The organism is Halomonas gemina, assembly GCF_023554995.1.
GTDB classification, from domain to species: Bacteria; Pseudomonadota; Gammaproteobacteria; order Pseudomonadales; family Halomonadaceae; genus Halomonas; species Halomonas gemina.
In genome coordinates this window covers 1-15,146 of the sequence record NZ_JAMJPK010000008.1, presented here as the reverse complement: position 1 = coordinate 15,146, position 15,146 = coordinate 1, and the positions used below count along the sequence as shown (strand labels likewise).

General features: G+C 61.2%; 14 protein-coding genes and 1 pseudogene. 5 read left to right on the top strand and 10 right to left on the bottom strand.

Going from position 1 to position 15,146, the window contains the following annotated elements; all coding sequences use genetic code 11:
* Position 1: 1 nt before the first annotated feature.
* The 4 genes from M8009_RS16250 to M8009_RS16235 form a co-directional block, all read right to left on the bottom strand.
* Complete coding sequence (locus tag M8009_RS16250; RefSeq protein ID WP_250063129.1) at positions 2 to 619, bottom strand: TPM domain-containing protein; 618 nt, start codon at positions 617 to 619, stop codon at positions 2 to 4.
* A gap of 62 nt (positions 620 to 681) precedes the next feature.
* Positions 682 to 1,437, bottom strand: coding sequence for a TPM domain-containing protein (locus tag M8009_RS16245; protein ID WP_250063127.1), 756 nt, complete (start codon positions 1,435 to 1,437; stop codon positions 682 to 684).
* Positions 1,434 to 2,054: a LemA family protein gene (locus tag M8009_RS16240; protein ID WP_250063125.1), complete on the bottom strand. Its 621-nt coding sequence runs from the start codon at positions 2,052 to 2,054 to the stop codon at positions 1,434 to 1,436. Before M8009_RS16240 ends, M8009_RS16245 begins: the two co-directional genes overlap by 4 nt.
* A gap of 308 nt (positions 2,055 to 2,362) precedes the next feature.
* Entirely contained in the window at positions 2,363 to 3,505 is a 1,143-nt protein-coding gene (locus M8009_RS16235) for an endonuclease/exonuclease/phosphatase family protein (protein WP_250063123.1), read from the bottom strand.
* Positions 3,506 to 3,915: 410 nt separating this feature from the next.
* Between M8009_RS16235 and nfsA the strand changes: the two genes are divergently transcribed.
* Positions 3,916 to 4,647: an oxygen-insensitive NADPH nitroreductase gene (gene nfsA, locus M8009_RS16230; protein WP_250063121.1), complete on the top strand. Its 732-nt coding sequence runs from the start codon at positions 3,916 to 3,918 to the stop codon at positions 4,645 to 4,647.
* 8 nt (positions 4,648 to 4,655) lie between these two features.
* Here the strand turns inward: nfsA and M8009_RS16225 are convergent, their stop codons facing one another.
* Positions 4,656 to 5,183: a YgjV family protein gene (locus tag M8009_RS16225; RefSeq protein WP_250063120.1), complete on the bottom strand. Its 528-nt coding sequence runs from the start codon at positions 5,181 to 5,183 to the stop codon at positions 4,656 to 4,658.
* Between the two features lie 408 nt (positions 5,184 to 5,591).
* Here M8009_RS16225 and M8009_RS16220 point away from each other — a divergent pair, with 408 nt between their 5' ends.
* The 3 genes from M8009_RS16220 (at position 5,592) to M8009_RS16210 (ending at position 8,668) form a co-directional block, all read left to right on the top strand.
* A complete protein-coding gene (locus M8009_RS16220) occupies positions 5,592 to 7,661 on the top strand; it encodes an OmpA family protein (protein WP_250063118.1) in 2,070 nt (689 codons plus the stop codon).
* Between the two features lie 127 nt (positions 7,662 to 7,788).
* Entirely contained in the window at positions 7,789 to 8,271 is a 483-nt protein-coding gene (locus tag M8009_RS16215; protein ID WP_250063116.1) for a metallophosphoesterase family protein, read from the top strand.
* 37 nt (positions 8,272 to 8,308) lie between these two features.
* The gene (locus M8009_RS16210; RefSeq protein ID WP_250063114.1) at positions 8,309 to 8,668 is read left to right on the top strand and encodes a hypothetical protein; all 360 of its coding nucleotides are present in this window, start codon (positions 8,309 to 8,311) and stop codon (positions 8,666 to 8,668) included.
* 162 nt (positions 8,669 to 8,830) lie between these two features.
* Here M8009_RS16210 and M8009_RS16205 read toward each other — a convergent pair whose 3' ends face one another.
* The 5 genes from M8009_RS16205 to M8009_RS16185 form a co-directional block, all read right to left on the bottom strand.
* Positions 8,831 to 10,405: a BCCT family transporter gene (locus tag M8009_RS16205; RefSeq protein WP_250063112.1), complete on the bottom strand. Its 1,575-nt coding sequence runs from the start codon at positions 10,403 to 10,405 to the stop codon at positions 8,831 to 8,833.
* A gap of 79 nt (positions 10,406 to 10,484) precedes the next feature.
* A complete protein-coding gene (gene folD / locus M8009_RS16200) occupies positions 10,485 to 11,345 on the bottom strand; it encodes a bifunctional methylenetetrahydrofolate dehydrogenase/methenyltetrahydrofolate cyclohydrolase FolD (protein ID WP_250063375.1) in 861 nt (286 codons plus the stop codon).
* 14 nt (positions 11,346 to 11,359) lie between these two features.
* Positions 11,360 to 12,235: a formyltetrahydrofolate deformylase gene (gene purU / locus M8009_RS16195; RefSeq protein ID WP_250063110.1), complete on the bottom strand. Its 876-nt coding sequence runs from the start codon at positions 12,233 to 12,235 to the stop codon at positions 11,360 to 11,362.
* A 137-nt stretch (positions 12,236 to 12,372) separates the two neighbouring features.
* Positions 12,373 to 12,849, bottom strand: coding sequence for a methylenetetrahydrofolate reductase C-terminal domain-containing protein (locus M8009_RS16190; protein WP_250063108.1), 477 nt, complete (start codon positions 12,847 to 12,849; stop codon positions 12,373 to 12,375).
* Between the two features lie 299 nt (positions 12,850 to 13,148).
* Positions 13,149 to 14,318, bottom strand: a complete 1,170-nt coding sequence (locus M8009_RS16185) for a glycine cleavage T C-terminal barrel domain-containing protein (protein ID WP_250063106.1) — start codon at positions 14,316 to 14,318, stop codon at positions 13,149 to 13,151.
* A gap of 534 nt (positions 14,319 to 14,852) precedes the next feature.
* Here M8009_RS16185 and M8009_RS16180 point away from each other — a divergent pair.
* Positions 14,853 to 15,146, top strand: a pseudogene (locus M8009_RS16180) (MFS transporter); the annotation flags it as partial.

The window sequence follows — 15,146 nt, the reverse complement described above, 5'->3', positions numbered from 1 at the left end:
GTCAGTCCAGCACGATCAGGTGATTGGGCAACTCGTTGCGCTCGTGGGTGGCCGGCACCTGCTCCTTGAGATGCTCGCCGCAGGCGGCGATGCACTCCAGGAATCCCTGCAGGGTCTCGCCTTCCTTCACCCGTTGGGTGAAGGCCGCCACGATGGATTGCCAGGTCTCGTCGCTGATCCGCGCCGAGATGCCCCGGTCGACCAGGATCTCCACATAGCGCTCGGCCTCGGAGACGAAGATCAGCATCCCCGTCCCTCCCTCGGTGTGGTGCAGCTCCTGTTCCAGGAACTGTCGCCGGGCGAGGTTGGCCGCCCGCCAGTGGCGAACCGATCGCGGGATCAGCCGGGTGATGATGGTGGGGATGCGAAACACCAGGCCCAGCACGATGAAGGTCGCCCATTGCACCAGCGTCAGCTCCCAGGCCGTCAACCAGCCGGGAAAGTAGTTGATCGCACCGGGCACCACCAGGGCCAGCAGGCCGGCCCAGAGCAGCGGGATATAGGCGTAGTTGTCCGCGCGTGGCGCCAGCACGGTGACCAGCTCGGCATCGGTATCGCGTTCGACCCGATGAATCGCCTCGGCTACCTGGCGTTGCTCGTTCTCACTCAATAAGGCCATGGGGCTCGTGATCTCCGAATCCTGATTGTCATGTCGGTGTCGCCACCGGAGGTCATGCCGGGTTACCAGCCGCCGGACGCGCCGCCGCCACCGAAGCCGCCGCCGCCACCGCCGAAACCACCTCCGCCGCCGCCGAAGCCACCGCGGGACCTGCCGCCGACGGCACCGCCCAGCAACATGCCGGCCAGCAGGCCGCCGCGACCGCCGCGTACCAGGGTCATGACGATGACGAACATCACGAAGAAGAGGATCGAGGCCGGTCCCTCAGGCCCCTGCTCCCCGGTCGGGGTGCTGGCGGTGGCGCTGGTGTCCAGGGGCTCGCCGCCCAGCACCCGGATCATCGCCTCCACCCCCTCGGTGATGCCGCGGGCATAGTCGCCCTCGCGGAAGGCCGGCGTCAGGGTCTGGTTGATAATCACCGAGGACTGGGCGTCGGTCAGTCGACCCTCGAGGCCATAGCCGACCTCGATGCGCACCTTGCGCTCATTGGGCGCGACGATCAGCAGGGCGCCGTTGTCCTCCTCGGCCTGGCCGATGCCCCAGTGGCGCCCCAGCTGATAGCCATACTCCTCGATGGTGACGCCCTGCAGGTCCGGCAGGGTGGCCACCACCAGCTGCTCGGTGGTGGCCTCCTCGTGGGCCGCGAGTCGCTCGCTCAGCCGTGATTCGGTGGCCGGGTCCAGCAGCTCAGCCCGGTCCACCACACGACCGCTCAGTTCGGGAAAGTCGAGCTGCTGGGCTTGAAGGTCCTGGGCCTGGAGGCCGACGGCCGCCGTCAGCAGCAACGCCAATAGCGGAATGCGTAGAAGATGGCTCATTCAAACTCCACCTGGGGGGCCTGGTCCGCGTTCTCGGTCGTGGCCTCGAAGGTCTCGCGCAGAGGCATGTCGCTGTAGAGGATGCTGTGCCAGAGGCGGCCGGGAAAGGTGCGGATCTCGGTGTTGTAGCGCTCGACCGCGGTGATGAAGTCGCGCCGCGCCACGGCGATGCGGTTCTCGGTGCCCTCCAGCTGCGACTGCAGGGCCAGGAAGTTCTGGTTCGACTTCAGCTCGGGATAGCGCTCGGAGACCGCCATCAGGCGGCTCAGCGCCCCGGTGAGCTGCTGCTGGGCCTGCTCGAACTGGCGCAGCTTCTCCGGGTCGTTCAGCGACTCGGCGTCGATCTGGATGGAGGTGGCCTTAGCCCGCGCCTCCACCACGGCGGTCAGGGTCTCCTGCTCCTGGCGGGCAAACCCCTTGACCGTCTCGACCAGGTTGGGCACCAGGTCCGCGCGCCGCTGGTACTGGTTCTCCACCTGCGCCCAGGCCGATTTCACCTGCTCGTCATAGGTGGGGATGTTGTTGACGCCGCACCCCGTCAGCAGCAGCGCCATGATCAGCACAAGGGCGAACCGCCAGACGCGAGGGTCGGGAAGCGTGGGGGGTCTCGTCGACATGGGAGCGATCATCCTGTCATTGCGATTCGAAGACGTCCAAGGTACAGCTCAGGTTGGTGCGAAGGAAGCGATGCATGGAGACACTCTGTTCGATAGCGAACGAGGATGGTCCGTACCGCCCTTGGGGGCAACAAGGGGGCGAAGAACGGCGGCGTGCGAGTATCCAACGGTTCGTCCCAAGCGGTTCCTGACGTGTGTACCGTCGGCGTTGACCGTACGTAGCGGCACTTGTTCTCTGACCCGGTGTTTTCGGTCGACACTATTTTCGCTCGCAATCAGGGAGTCGTCCCCTTTGATTCTGGCCTTCTTTAATCAGCCTGCGACGAGCTAACATCGTGCTCGGCGGCATCTTCGGCACCTTCCTCGACCATCTCCTGGGCCTTCTGCTCCTCCCCCACAGAGGCCTCCGGCTTTGCGCGGTCCTTGTTCGCGACGGCCAGTGTCGTGGTGACGGCGAAATGGTCGGAGCCGGGGACCCTCACGCGGTCGAGGCTGATCAGGTGGAAACCATCTGAGACGAACAGGTGGTCGATCGGATATCGCAAAAATGGCCGCTCTGCGGGGAAGGAGCTCAGCAGCCGTCGGCCACGGCGAGGGTCCTTCAGGTCGCTCAGGTCAGCGAACAGCCGGGTGGTGTCGGACCATGCGACGTCATTGAAGTCGCCGGTGACGATCCAGCGATTGTCCGAGTCCTCTTGAACATGGCGGGCAACGAGCATCAGCTCAGCATCGCGGACCCGGCTGTCCCGACGCTCGCTCGTCTGGTCGTTGTGGCTGATCTGGTCCCGCAGCCCTGGCGGGACGGGGTGGGTGCCGATGTAGCGTACCGGCCCGATATCCGGCACATCCAGGGTCACGAAGATCGATGGCCGACGATCAGAGATCAGATGCTTGATGTCCTGCTCCAGCAAAGGAAACCGCGACCAGAGCATGATTCCCAGCCCCTCGTCACGAACCTCCCCGACCCGATGTGCATAATGCTCATCCAGCGGCGCCATCCCTTCGGCCCAGGCGCGATCGACCTCGATCAACAGCAGAAGGTCGGGATCCTCACGCTGGACCATTGCCACTAACTTGTCGTACTGGTCGTTGGTGTAGGTGACATTCGCCGTCAAGACTTTCAGGGCCGTCCGATCCCCGCCGGGTTGAGTCTCGGCGGTGGGGACCTCGGTCGGCCAGACAGGCGTGAACGGTAGGATATGCGACAGCTGCCATGCCCCCGTCGCGAGGATCACGGCCACCCACACGGCGTGCTCAGTGCGTGGCCGATTCCACCATGCGTGAACTGCCAGCAGCACCAGGGGCACGATCACCGCCAAACTCAACTGTAGCCGCGGGAATTCCCATAGCTGTATCCACCACTGACCGCTGGGGATCATCGGCAGCAAGCTTACCGCCAGCATCAGCAGTGTCAGCACTCGGATAGACCAGAGAAGAAGCTTTGCAGCCATGGCACCTCATCAATCAGGCGACAACCGCAACCGGAGCAGCCTCGGTCGTACTTGCCTCGACGCCGCAAGTATCCTTCGGATTCAAGCAGACCCGTACCCGGCCCCACTGCTTGCCCTTGCGCTTGCCGTCTCGATGACCATCGTGCCGCAGCCCCCCGACACGCCAAAGCAAACGCGTAATAACTATAAACCATCTTGTGTCGGGCAACAGTCGGCGGTCTCAATGACCCAGTGCAGCGCCAGACTCCTCAGGTATGGTGTTGCTATGCCCCCATTGCTCCCGCCATCTCACTGCTGACGCTATGGCCGCCGGCCGGTGCAAAGCGTCGTCGAGTGATGGAGAATGTGGCGTTATCTGATGTTCGCCGCGCGCCTTGGCGACGCTGACCGACACCATGCAACGAGGTCCCATGAATCCCACCATCGAACTGCTCAAGTCACACCGCTCCATCCGCAAGTTCACCGACCAGCCGGTCTCCCGCGAGCTGCTGGAGACGCTGATCGAGGCCGGCCAGGCCGCGGCCACCTCCAGCCATGTGCAGGCCTACAGCGTCATCCACGTGACGAACCCCACCAACCGCGAGGCGATCGCCGAGCTGGCCGGCGGCCAGACCTACGTGGCCAGCTGTGGCGCCTTCCTGCTGTTCTGCGCCGACATGAAGCGCCCCACCGAGGCGGCCGAGCGCACCGGCGCCCGGGTGGTGCGCGGCATGACCGAACAGCTGCTGGTGGCCAGCGTGGACACCGCGCTGATGGCCCAGAACGTGGCCATCGCCGCGGAATCGGAAGGGCTGGGCATCTGCTACATCGGCGGTATCCGCAACAACCCCCAGGAGATAAGCGACCTGGTGGGTATCCCGGACCACGTCTTCCCGGTGTTCGGCATGTGCCTCGGCTACCCGGCCCACGACCCGGACGTCAAGCCACGCCTGCCGGTGGAGGCGATCCTCAAGGAGGACACCTACAGCGACGACCGCGAGCTGGTGGACGCCTATGACGATGCCATGTGCGCCTACTACCAGTCGCGGAAGGGCGGCCCCAAGGACACCACCTGGTCGCAGAACCTGACCCCGCTGTTCGACACCAAGCTGCGCCCCCACATGCGCGACTTCCTGGTCAAGCGCGGCTTCGAGATGAAGTGAGCCGCGCCTCAGCCGTGGATGTAGCGCAGGCGGGCATCGCGGCGCAGGCGCAGCATGGTGACCACGTTGGTCAGGAAGATCAGGCTCTCGGCGATGGTGCCGCCGATCGAGCCGGCCAGCAGGTTGCTGATCACCCAGCACAGCGCGGCCACCGCCAGGGCGGCGCGCATGGCGATCCCGCTCAGCATGAACATGCCCCAGGTGCCCAGCAGCCCCGCCGCCAGGGCGGGGATGTCCCGCGGGCCGCTCCAGGTCAGCGCCGCCACCGCCAGGGTGGCGGCCAGCATCGCCAGCATGAGCAGTCGGTGGCGCGGGAAGCGGCGCACCAGGGCGATGCGCAGCACGATCAGCGCCGAGATGCCCGCCGCCACCCAGCTCTCGAACAGCGCGAACTGCGCGGCGAAGGCGACGTTGGCGAACAGCAGCAGCACGAAGAGCCTGTCGTCGCGCTTGCTGGCGAATGCCACGAGGCACAGCGCCAGGGCCACCAGGCTGACGCCCTGGCCAAGCAGCCATCTCAGACCGATCTCTTCCATGGGAACATCCGCTGTCAGGTGAACATGAGTGGGATTACGCCATGTTATCACGCCGCTATCGTGAACAATTTTCCAGCGCCAGGGTGGCCAGCAGATCCGGAATGGCGGTCTTCTCGTTCGATTTAGTGGCAGTCGCCGCCCCCTCACCAGCCATGCCGGGCTGTTGATCATCGGGCAGTGCCTCGAGACCGCCGGTGTCGATAGCATCGACGAACGCTTCCCCACCATGCTGGGCATGCGTACCAGCGACGTGGAGAAGGCCAGAACCATTCCCGTCACATCTAGTCCACTCACTACCCAGCCGGGAATGCTTCAGTCACCAACATCGTGAAGACAACTGAGCTGGACCCTGTTGATTTCAGACAATCGGCATCATGCCCGGGCAGTTCTGAATTCAGGAGAAACGATATGAAACAACGCATGCGTCTTTTCAGGAAGCCCGCCGTGATCCTGGCCTCATTGTCATTGATGAGCCCTGGCTTTGCCCAGATGACCCAGTCGTCGGCCACCAATACGGAAATCATCACACTCGCACAACTTGCTGAACCTGTTGATAAAACAGAGGAGGAGCTCCTGGCCGAGCAGGAAGCCACCGCTCAAGCCGAAGCAGACGCACAGGCCGAGCAGGAAGCCATCGCTCAGGCTGAAGCTGACGCCCAGGCAGAGCAGGAGGCTAGCGCCCAGGCTGAAGCAGACGCTCTCGCTGAGCAGGAAACCATTGAACAAGCCGAGGCTGACGCTCTCGCCGAACAGGAAGCAACCGAGCAGGCCGAAGCAGAGGCTCTCGCCGAACAGGAAGCCACCGAGCAAGCCGAGGCAGACGCCCAGGCCGAGCAGGAAGCCATCGCTAAAGCCGAGTCAGACGCCCAGGCCGAACAGGAAGCCATCGCCCAGGCCGAAGCTGACGCCCAGGCCGAGCAGGAAGCCATCGCTCAGGCTGAAGCTGACGTCCAGGCAGAACAGGAGGCTAGCGCCCAGGCTGAAGCAGACGCTCTCGCTGAGCAGGAAGCCATTGAACAAGCCGAGGCTGACGCTCTCGCCGAACAGGAAGCCATCGCTCAGGTCGAGGCGGACGCCCAAGCCGAGCAGGAAGCCGCTGATAAGGCCGAAGCAGACGCGGAAGCCCAGGCCGAAGCAGATGCTGCTCTCGCTGAACAGGAAGCTATCGAGCAAGCCGAAGAAGAGGCCCTCGCCGAGCAGGAGGCTATCGCTCAGGCAGAAGCAGATGCTCTGGCTGAGCAGGACGCGAAAGAAAAGGCCGAGGCAGACGCCCTCGCCGAGCAAGAAGCCATCAAGCAGGCCGAAGCCAATACCATCGCCCAGCAAGAAGCCATCGACAAGGCCGTGGCAGAGGCTCTGGCCGAGAAGGAGGCCAGCGACAAGGCTGACGCTGAGGCCCTTGCCGAAGCAGAGGCAGAGGCTCTGGCCGCTGTCGCCGACCTCGATGCCCAAGAGGTCAGCATGACCTCCGAAACGGTGGTAACCGCAGACACCACGCGCACCAGCGGCGAGGAAGTCAAAGTCTCTGCGGCGTCAGAAAAAGAGGATGACGACAACCAGATATGGAAATACCTGGGGGCAGCCGCAGCGGGCGCCGTCGTCGGTGCCTTGGTTCCGCAACTCGGAGGACGTGTCGTCGAGAATCAAGGCGACCGTATGATCGTTGAGCGCGACGGCGAGTTGCATGTACGCAAGGACGAGAATCTCCTGCTGCGTCGTCCTGGGGTAACGGAGACGACCGAATCCTTTGACAATGGCATCACCCGCTCCACCATCTCACGCGATGATGGCAGCCGAGTCGTGACTGTTCGTGATTCAGGTGGATTCGTGCTCAAGCGCACTCGCTACCTCCCCGATGGCACCGCTATCGTGTTGATCGACGAAACCAGCAAGGCCGACAAATGGATGTCTTCAGTTGATCTTGAGGAATCCCTGCCTCCCGTACGCTACGACCTACCGGAAGATCGCTACGTAGTCGATTACCGCCGTGCAGATGAAGATATCCTTCGCGAGGCACTGCTGGCACCACCGGTACAGGAGTTCGATCGAGTCTTCACGCTCCGCCAGGTACGCGAAAATGCTCGAGTTCGAGCCATGATGCCGCGTATCGATCTCAACGTTATCCAGTTTGCGACCGGCTCCTCGGCCATCCAGTCCTCCGAGGCTGAAGCGTTGGGTCTGATGGGCAACATCATGGCCGAGGTCATCGAGGACAATCCTGATGAAATTTTCCTGGTCGAAGGTCATTCCGATGCCGTTGGACCGGACTTGATGAACCTTGCGTTGTCCGATCGACGAGCAGAAGCCGTCGCCTTGGCGCTGACTGAATACTTCGCCATCCCGCCAGAAAACCTGATCGTACAGGGCTATGGTGAGCGCTATTTGAAAGTGGATACGCAGGGACCCAGCCAGGTTAATCGACGCGCCAGCGTCAGGCGGATCACCCCGCTGATCGATGCAAGCAGGACCCGTCTCTAATCCGCCAAACTTTCGCCAAGGCACCAAAAAGCCGACAGACACTGCGCTCTGTCGGCTTTTTTGATGAGGTAATCGCTGCCAACGGCTATCATCCGGTTGCCGAAGTGCTGACCTGAGGACCGTTGCCATGCAGGCCATCACGATAGAGCAGCCGGTCGGTGTCATCAGCGACACTCACGGGCTGCTGCGCCCCGAGGCGCTGAGGCTGCTGGAGGGGTGCGGCCTGATCCTGCACCTGGGCGATGTGGGCAGCCGCGACGAGGATGCCGCCATCCTCGAACGGCTGGGCGACCTGGCCCCGTTAGCGGCGGTGCGCGGCAACGTCGACACCGCCCCCTGGGCCGAGGCGCTGCCGATGGGGCGTGATCTCGTCGTCAACGGCTGGCGCCTGCACCTGGTGCATATCCTGGCCGAGTTCGATCCGGCCACGCCCTGCGACGCCGTGCTCCACGGTCACTCCCACAAGCCGCGCAACGCATGGCAGGAGGGCCGGCTGCTGTTCAATCCGGGCGCGGCCGGCAAGCGCCGCTTCCGACTGCCCATCACCCTGGGCAAGCTGTGGGTCGACGAGCGCGGCCTGCGCGGCGCCATCCTGCATCTGCCGCTGTGATTCCCGGCGGCGTCACTCCATCCGGGAGAGGATCATCGTGAACGAGGACACCGACCTGGCCCCGCAATTGCGCGAGCTGCTCGAGCAGTTGCCCGCCGAGCGGCTGCCGATCACCTACCAGCAGTCCGCCGAGGCGCTGGGCCTTGTGCCGCCGCGAACCATCCAGCGCGTCGCCCTGGGGCTGGAGGCGCTGATGCGCGAGGACGTCGCCGCCGGCCGGCCGATGATCGCCGCCCTGGTGGTCAGCCGCCGCGGCGACCTTCCCCGGCAGGGCTTCTTCGACCTGGCCGTGGCGCTCGGCCGCTTTCCCGCCGACCCGGCACGCCACGCGGCGGTCTATCGGCAGGAGCTCGGGCAGGTGCTGGCGGGGCGATCAGGACAAGGCGAAGAGAGGTGAGGTGAGTTCAGCGGACGCTGCGCTTGGCGGTCCAGTGTTTGACGTTGGATTCATGGTCCATTTCGTCCCGTTGATCGCTGCATTCATCGCCTGAATAGCGTTGGAGGGGGCACGGCAGACGCCCCCGGATGGGGGCGTCGTAGATTGAGGAAAAGCCGTGTGTCAGACCGCGCCCGCAAGCACCAGGGCGCGATGTTCCTGGCGCAGGCTCTTTACAAGGCCCACGCACATCACCACCAGGACCAGGGTGAAGGGCAGGCCGGTGGCCACCGCGCCGGCCTGCAGGGCCCCGAGGGCCTTGTCGCCGCCGCCGTAGAGCAGCACGCCGGCGATCACCCCCTCCAGGGTGGCCCAGAACACCCGCTGGGTGCGTGGCGCATCGACCTTGCCGCCGGCGGTGATGCTGTCGATCACCAGGGAGCCGGAATCCGAGGAGGTAATGAAGAAGATCAGCACCAGGACGATGGCCATGGTGGAGGTCAGGGTGGTCAGCGGTAGCTGCTCGAGCATCTGGAACATCGCCAGGGAGACGTCGCCGATGCCATTGGCGAGTTCGCCGACCCCGGCCGCGGACTGGGCCAGGGCGTTGCCGCCGAAGGCGCTCATCCAGACGATGGTGACCAGGGTCGGTACCAGCAGCACGGCGGTCAGGAACTCGCGTACGGTGCGACCGCGCGAGACCCGGGCGATGAACATGCCGACGAAGGGCGACCAGGAGATCCACCAGGCCCAGTAGAACACCGTCCAGCCGTGGTACCAGTTGGTGTCATCGCGGCCGATCCAGTTGGAGAGCGGCACGATATGGCTGGCATAGGCCAGGGTGGTACCCCACAGCCCATTGAGGAACAGCAGGGTGGAGCCGGTCAGCACCACGAATAGCAGTAGCAGCAGGGCGATCACCATGTTGATGTTGGAGAACAGCTTCACGCCGCCGTCGATGCCCCGCCACACCGAGAACAGCGCCACCGCGGTGACACCGACGATGATGGCGATCTGGGTACCGATGGTGTTGGGCACGTCGAACAGGTAGTTGAGGCCGCCGGCGGCCTGGGAGGCGCCAAAGCCCAGCGAGGTGGCCAGGCCGAAGATGGTCGCCAGCACCGCGGTAATGTCGATCAGGTGACCGATCCAGCCGCGTACCCGGTTACCCAGCAGCGGGGTGAAGGCGGAACGCAGGGTCAGCGGCAGTCCGCGATTGTAGGCGAAGAAGGCAAGCGACAGGCCCACTACGCCATAGATCGCCCAGGGGTGCAGGCCCCAGTGGAACATGGTGGCGCCCATGGCGGCGCTCGCCCCTTGTGGCGTTCCGGCGGCGGCGTTCAGCGGCGTGCCGTACCAGTCGGTGTAGTAGGCTACCGGCTCGGCCACGCTCCAGAACATCAGGCCGATGCCCATGCCGGCGGCGAACAGCATGCTGAACCAGGAGACCAGCGAGTGCTCCGGTCGGGCGTCCTGGCCGCCCAGGCGGATGCGACCCAGGGGCAGCACGATCAGCACCAGGCATAGCGCCACGAAGAGGTTGCCGGCGATCATGAACAGCCAGTCGAAGTGCTCGATGGACCAGCCCCGGGCGGCCGTCAACTGGGTGTTGGCAGCGTCGGGGTAGACCAGGGCATAGAGGATGAAGGCGATAATCGCCAGAGCAGAGAGGGGAAAGACGGGATTGTGGAAGTCCAGCCCCAGTATCTGGGTGTTGTCATGGCCCGGGGCCATGGTGGGATCGTCGTTGTGGTTCATGCGAGGTCCTCTGTTGTTATTGTCGCATCGCTCGGGGCGATGCTGGACATTGCTGGCGCGTGTGGGGGAGATATAAGGGTCAGGCCAACTGACTCCTTGCTGCACGTGTCGTATTCAAGAGCAGGCAGGCGATCGTCATGGGACCGACGCCACCGGGTACCGGCGTAATTGCGCCAGCGATACGGGCAACCGATTCAAAATCCACGTCACCCATGAGCTTTCTCTTGCCATCGACATCAATGGCGTTGATACCGACATCGATTACCGTTGCACCAGGCTTGATCCAGTCAGCGTTGATGAATTTCGCCCGGCCGACTGCCGCTACCACAATATCGGCATTGCGGCACAGTGATTCGATGTTCTTCGTTCGTGAATGTGCAATCGTGACAGTACAGTTTGCCTGTAACAGCAGCGCAGCCATCGGCTTTCCCACGATATTGGAGCGCCCCACCACCACGACATTCTTGCCACCAAGGTCCGGATGGACCTGGCGCAACATGATCATGCAGCCTTGTGGCGTGCACGGCACCAGCGATGGCCGCCCAGAAGCCAGTGCCCCGACGTTCAGTGGGTGAAAACCATCAACATCCTTGGCCGGATGGATGGAAGCTATCACCTCATCCTCATTGAGATGTGACGGAAGTGGCAGTTGCACCAGGATGCCGTGCACTTCAGGGTCATTGTTTAGATGATCGATCAGCTCATTCAGGGTGTTCTGGGAAGTTTCGGCATCAAGGCGGTGCTCAATAGACCCCATTCCCGCCTCTGTCGCCCGCTTCACCTTGTTTCTCACATACACCTGGCTAGCGGGATCCTCCCCCACAAGCACTACAGCCAGCGTCGGCACTATGTCATGTTCGCCCTTGAGTAGCTCGACTTCAGAGGCGACATCTTGCAAGACCTGGTCCGACAGCTGTTTTCCGTCTATTAATTGAGCCATCATGCCCTCTGCTTCTATTTGAAAATAATGGTTTTGTTGCCTGAAAGAAACACACGGTTCTCTGTATGCAGTTTAACAGCGCTTGCGAGTGCTTTCGTTTCGGTATCGCGGCCAAGGGCAACAAGTTCTTCCGGGTAGTAGGCATGATTAACTGGTAGAACGGACTGTTCGATAATCGGGCCTTCATCCAGATCGGCGGTCACGTAGTGCGCAGTAGCACCGATCAGCTTGACGCCACGCTCAAATGCCTGGTGATAAGGTTTGGCACCTTTAAAGCCGGGAAGAAAGGAGTGATGGATATTGATGGCCCGGCCGTGGAGCTGCTTGCATAGGCTATCAGACAAGACTTGCATATAACGCGCCAGTACCACCAGCTCGGTTCCTGTCTCGTTGATGATGTTGAGTAACTCAGCTTCCTTTTCCAGTTTGGTTTCTGCTGTCACTGGCAGGTGAACAAAGCGAAAGCCTTCACGCTCAACTAGCGGTTGGAGATCCAGGTGGTTGGATACTACCGCGGTAATATCGATGTTCAGTTCGCCCTTGTGATAACGGTAAAGAAGATCGACCAGGCAGTGGTCAAACTTGGATACCATGATCATGACTTTTGTCGGGTGGCTGACCTCATGCATCGCCCACTCTATGCCATGCTTGTCTGCCAAGGCATTAAATCCAGTACGGATGTCTTCGAAAGTGTAGCGGGAATCCGGGGTGATGTTGAACAAGGTCCGCAAGAAGAACTGGCCGCTGAGTTTGTCATCGAATTGAGACAGTTCCGCGATATAGCCGCCACGCTCTGTAATATAAGATGCGATACCGGCAACGATTCCAGGTGCAGTCTTGCAGCTGACAGTGAGGACATATTGGTTGGAGTAGTCCGTGACTTGTCTCATGGCAAAAACCTTTGTATATTGATGTTTATTGGTTCGCTGACAGAAACTTGATGTCTTTGATATTGTTTATTCAGCCATCAGGATGGATTTTCTGGCGTGTTGTTCACTATTGCAATTAAGGGCCACGCCGTTAAAAATCACTTTGAAGCCTCGTCATGGTCTTCTTTTAGATTCGACGCGTTTCGTGCCACACGCAGCCAGGACGAACTCCCCTTCTGACTGTGATCGACTGGCAGTTGCACCACATGGATCTTGTCACCGCCTTTCATCTTCTGACTTCCATCCCAGGCTTCGACCCAGACACATCGCATCTCCGGCTTGACCTCACAGTGGCCGTTGGCGCGCACTCCACCACAAGGACCGTTGCGCAAGGATTTAGGGCAGTTCATGGGACAGGACATTCCGGTAGAGCTGAGGATGCACTGACCACACATCTTGCAGTCGAAAAGCAATTCCTTGCTGAATTTTTCCAGCATACTCACCGGCTTTTCTGCGCGCTGGTAGCCTACCGAATTCCAAAGCGGCTGCAACTTGACGACTACCGGTTCGAATATTCGGTATACGCCCTCGAAGAATCTTGCGTGCCGCACGGCCCAAAGACGAATGGAATACATATGTCTCCCCTTTTACGGCAACGCCACTGTGGAGCGGATCATTGATCCGCGAGACACCTTCTTGGCCCTTTAAATCAACAAGAAACTTCTCGCCTTTCCAGATAAACACTTTCTTGGGCAGGAGGTTGATGTTGTAAGGTTCTGTGGGCACTCGCGGATGCAGATATTTTTTAATTCAACCACCAGATTTGGGTCATCGTGATCCTGTCTGGAGGCCCTCGAGTGCCGATCCCGGTCATCACTGGCGCCTCACCAGCACTCGATCTCAATCCCCGGATGCTCGCATGATGACCTGGTAGTCAAGCGGACATGGCGATTTTCTTCTTGGGGTCGAAGAAAGGCTTTTCGACGACAACAGCCTTCACGGGTCCGGATGCAGTTGGAATTTGCAGCTCAGTCCCGATCGTGGCATGTTCAGCGGCAACCATGGCCAGAGCAATATTCTGCTCAAGACGCGGGGAATAGACCGCAGACGTCACCTTTCCGACGGTCTCGCCATCCTTGCTGAGGGGCCAGAACCTGGTGTTAGGTCTCTTGAGGGGCTCCATGTCAATCCGCAGCCCGACGTGCTTGCGACTCACGCCATTTTTACGGATGCGCTGCAAAGCGGCCTTGCCGATAAACTCTGCCTCCATGTCCGGGTTCACCAGACGATCCATCCCAAGCTCGTAAGGGTTGGTGTTGATGTCCGCGTCAGCGTGATAGGAGAGCATCCCGCCCTCGATGCGGCGAATCGTCGAGGTATGACCAGGCTTCAGCCCGAAGGGCGCACCTGCAGCCATGATCTTTTCCCAGAGTTCGTCCCCTCGCGTGCCGTCACGCAGATAAAGCTCATAACCCAGTTCGCTCGACCAGCCGGTGCGCGAGACAATCAACGGGATGCCATCAAGCTCGATCTCGCGCAACCAGTAGTAGCGCAGATCCATGATGCTCTCGCCAAAGAGGGTCTTCATCACCTCGCCAGAGTTGGGGCCCTGTAATTGCAGAGGCGAAACATCGGGCTCGCGGATGCTGACATCCAGCCCGGCATGAACCGCAACACCTTGCGCCCACAAGAGGATGTCGCTGTCAGCCAGAGAAATCCAGAAGTGATTTTCTCCCAGCCGTAACAGGATCGGGTCGTTAAGGATGCCACCGTCCGCATTGGTGATGAGTATATACTTGCACTGTCCAACAGCCATTTCCGATAAATCACGCGGTGTCAGGCTCTGCATGAATTTCGCCGCATCTGGCCCCGTGATTTCTACTTGCCGCTCGCCGGCAACATCGCAAAGGATAGCCTCATTCACGAGATTCCAGAAATTCTGTTCCGGATCCCCGAAGTCACGCGGAATATACATGTGGTTGTATACTGAAAAGCCTTTTGCCCCCCAACGAACTGTTGCGTCAAAGTAGGGAGACTTTCGAATCTGTGTTCCGAAACCAAAGTCTTCTTCTTTTTCTATGTTAGCTGAAGTAACGTTTGTCATTGTAGTTACCTTTCGTGATGTGAAATTTAAGAGACTGCGCGAACTGGCAGATTCGGCACATCTCACTATAGGCTCACGTGGCACTGTGAAGCGGCCTAAAATCACTGTGAATTAAAACTGAACAGACCAGTTTTTTACGCAAGGCAGTCCATTTGGTCCGGTGTATCCGCACAAGGCCGCTTCGTCGCTGGGCGTGGGGTTGACCCTTCCCCCAGCGGCTGGGTGATCCGTCGTTGGCTCATGCCGAAGTCAAAGCAGGGGTGAGTCTGATACCGTTGGTGCCAGGGCAGCTGTCGGTATCGCATGCTCTGCGTCACTGTCGTTGCAGAGCCGAGGAGGGAAGGTACTGGTGCTCTCGCCTTTACCTGCTGCTCCAGGGGGCGGCGGTTGATCCATGAAACCAGGATGTGAGGGATGCATGGTGATCAAGGGAAGTCGTGATTTCGCGCATCAGCGGGTGGTCATCCCGCGGCAGGGGCAGTGTCTGGCAACGGCATGGGCCGGAATCGTTGATGCTTGCCTGGTGGAGGCACCATGAAGACGCTATCGAGCACAGGGTTTGCGATCTTTGGAGCAGGGCTGGTTGCGATCAGTTACGGGCTCGCGCGCTTCGCCTTCGGGCTTTTCGTCCCCCCGATCCGAGAGGAGCTGGAACTCACGCCCTACGTGATCGGCATCATCGGTGCGCTGCCGCTCATCAGCTTCCTGCTGGCCACGGCGATCGCACCGTACATCACCGACCATCTCGGAGCCCGCAATACGGCGGTGCTCTCAGGGGCGTTCGGCGTCGGCGGCCAGGGGCGGTTCAGCCCCGCCGCCCACCCGCGG

What these genes read in the sequence shown, in the direction of transcription:
- nfsA (WP_250063121.1), top strand. Translation starts at nt 3,916, where the DNA reads ATGAATCCCACCATCGAACTGCTCAAGTCACACCGCTCCATCCGCAAG.
- M8009_RS16235 (WP_250063123.1), bottom strand. Translation starts at nt 3,505, where the DNA reads ATGGCTGCAAAGCTTCTTCTCTGGTCTATCCGAGTGCTGACACTGCTG.
- M8009_RS16185 (WP_250063106.1), bottom strand. Translation starts at nt 14,318, where the DNA reads ATGACAAACGTTACTTCAGCTAACATAGAAAAAGAAGAAGACTTTGGT.
- M8009_RS16225 (WP_250063120.1), bottom strand. Translation starts at nt 5,183, where the DNA reads ATGGAAGAGATCGGTCTGAGATGGCTGCTTGGCCAGGGCGTCAGCCTG.
- M8009_RS16215 (WP_250063116.1), top strand. Translation starts at nt 7,789, where the DNA reads ATGCAGGCCATCACGATAGAGCAGCCGGTCGGTGTCATCAGCGACACT.
- M8009_RS16220 (WP_250063118.1), top strand. Translation starts at nt 5,592, where the DNA reads ATGAAACAACGCATGCGTCTTTTCAGGAAGCCCGCCGTGATCCTGGCC.
- purU (WP_250063110.1), bottom strand. Translation starts at nt 12,235, where the DNA reads ATGAGACAAGTCACGGACTACTCCAACCAATATGTCCTCACTGTCAGC.
- M8009_RS16205 (WP_250063112.1), bottom strand. Translation starts at nt 10,405, where the DNA reads ATGAACCACAACGACGATCCCACCATGGCCCCGGGCCATGACAACACC.
- folD (WP_250063375.1), bottom strand. Translation starts at nt 11,345, where the DNA reads ATGGCTCAATTAATAGACGGAAAACAGCTGTCGGACCAGGTCTTGCAA.
- M8009_RS16190 (WP_250063108.1), bottom strand. Translation starts at nt 12,849, where the DNA reads ATGTATTCCATTCGTCTTTGGGCCGTGCGGCACGCAAGATTCTTCGAG.
- M8009_RS16250 (WP_250063129.1), bottom strand. Translation starts at nt 619, where the DNA reads ATGGCCTTATTGAGTGAGAACGAGCAACGCCAGGTAGCCGAGGCGATT.
- M8009_RS16245 (WP_250063127.1), bottom strand. Translation starts at nt 1,437, where the DNA reads ATGAGCCATCTTCTACGCATTCCGCTATTGGCGTTGCTGCTGACGGCG.
- M8009_RS16240 (WP_250063125.1), bottom strand. Translation starts at nt 2,054, where the DNA reads ATGTCGACGAGACCCCCCACGCTTCCCGACCCTCGCGTCTGGCGGTTC.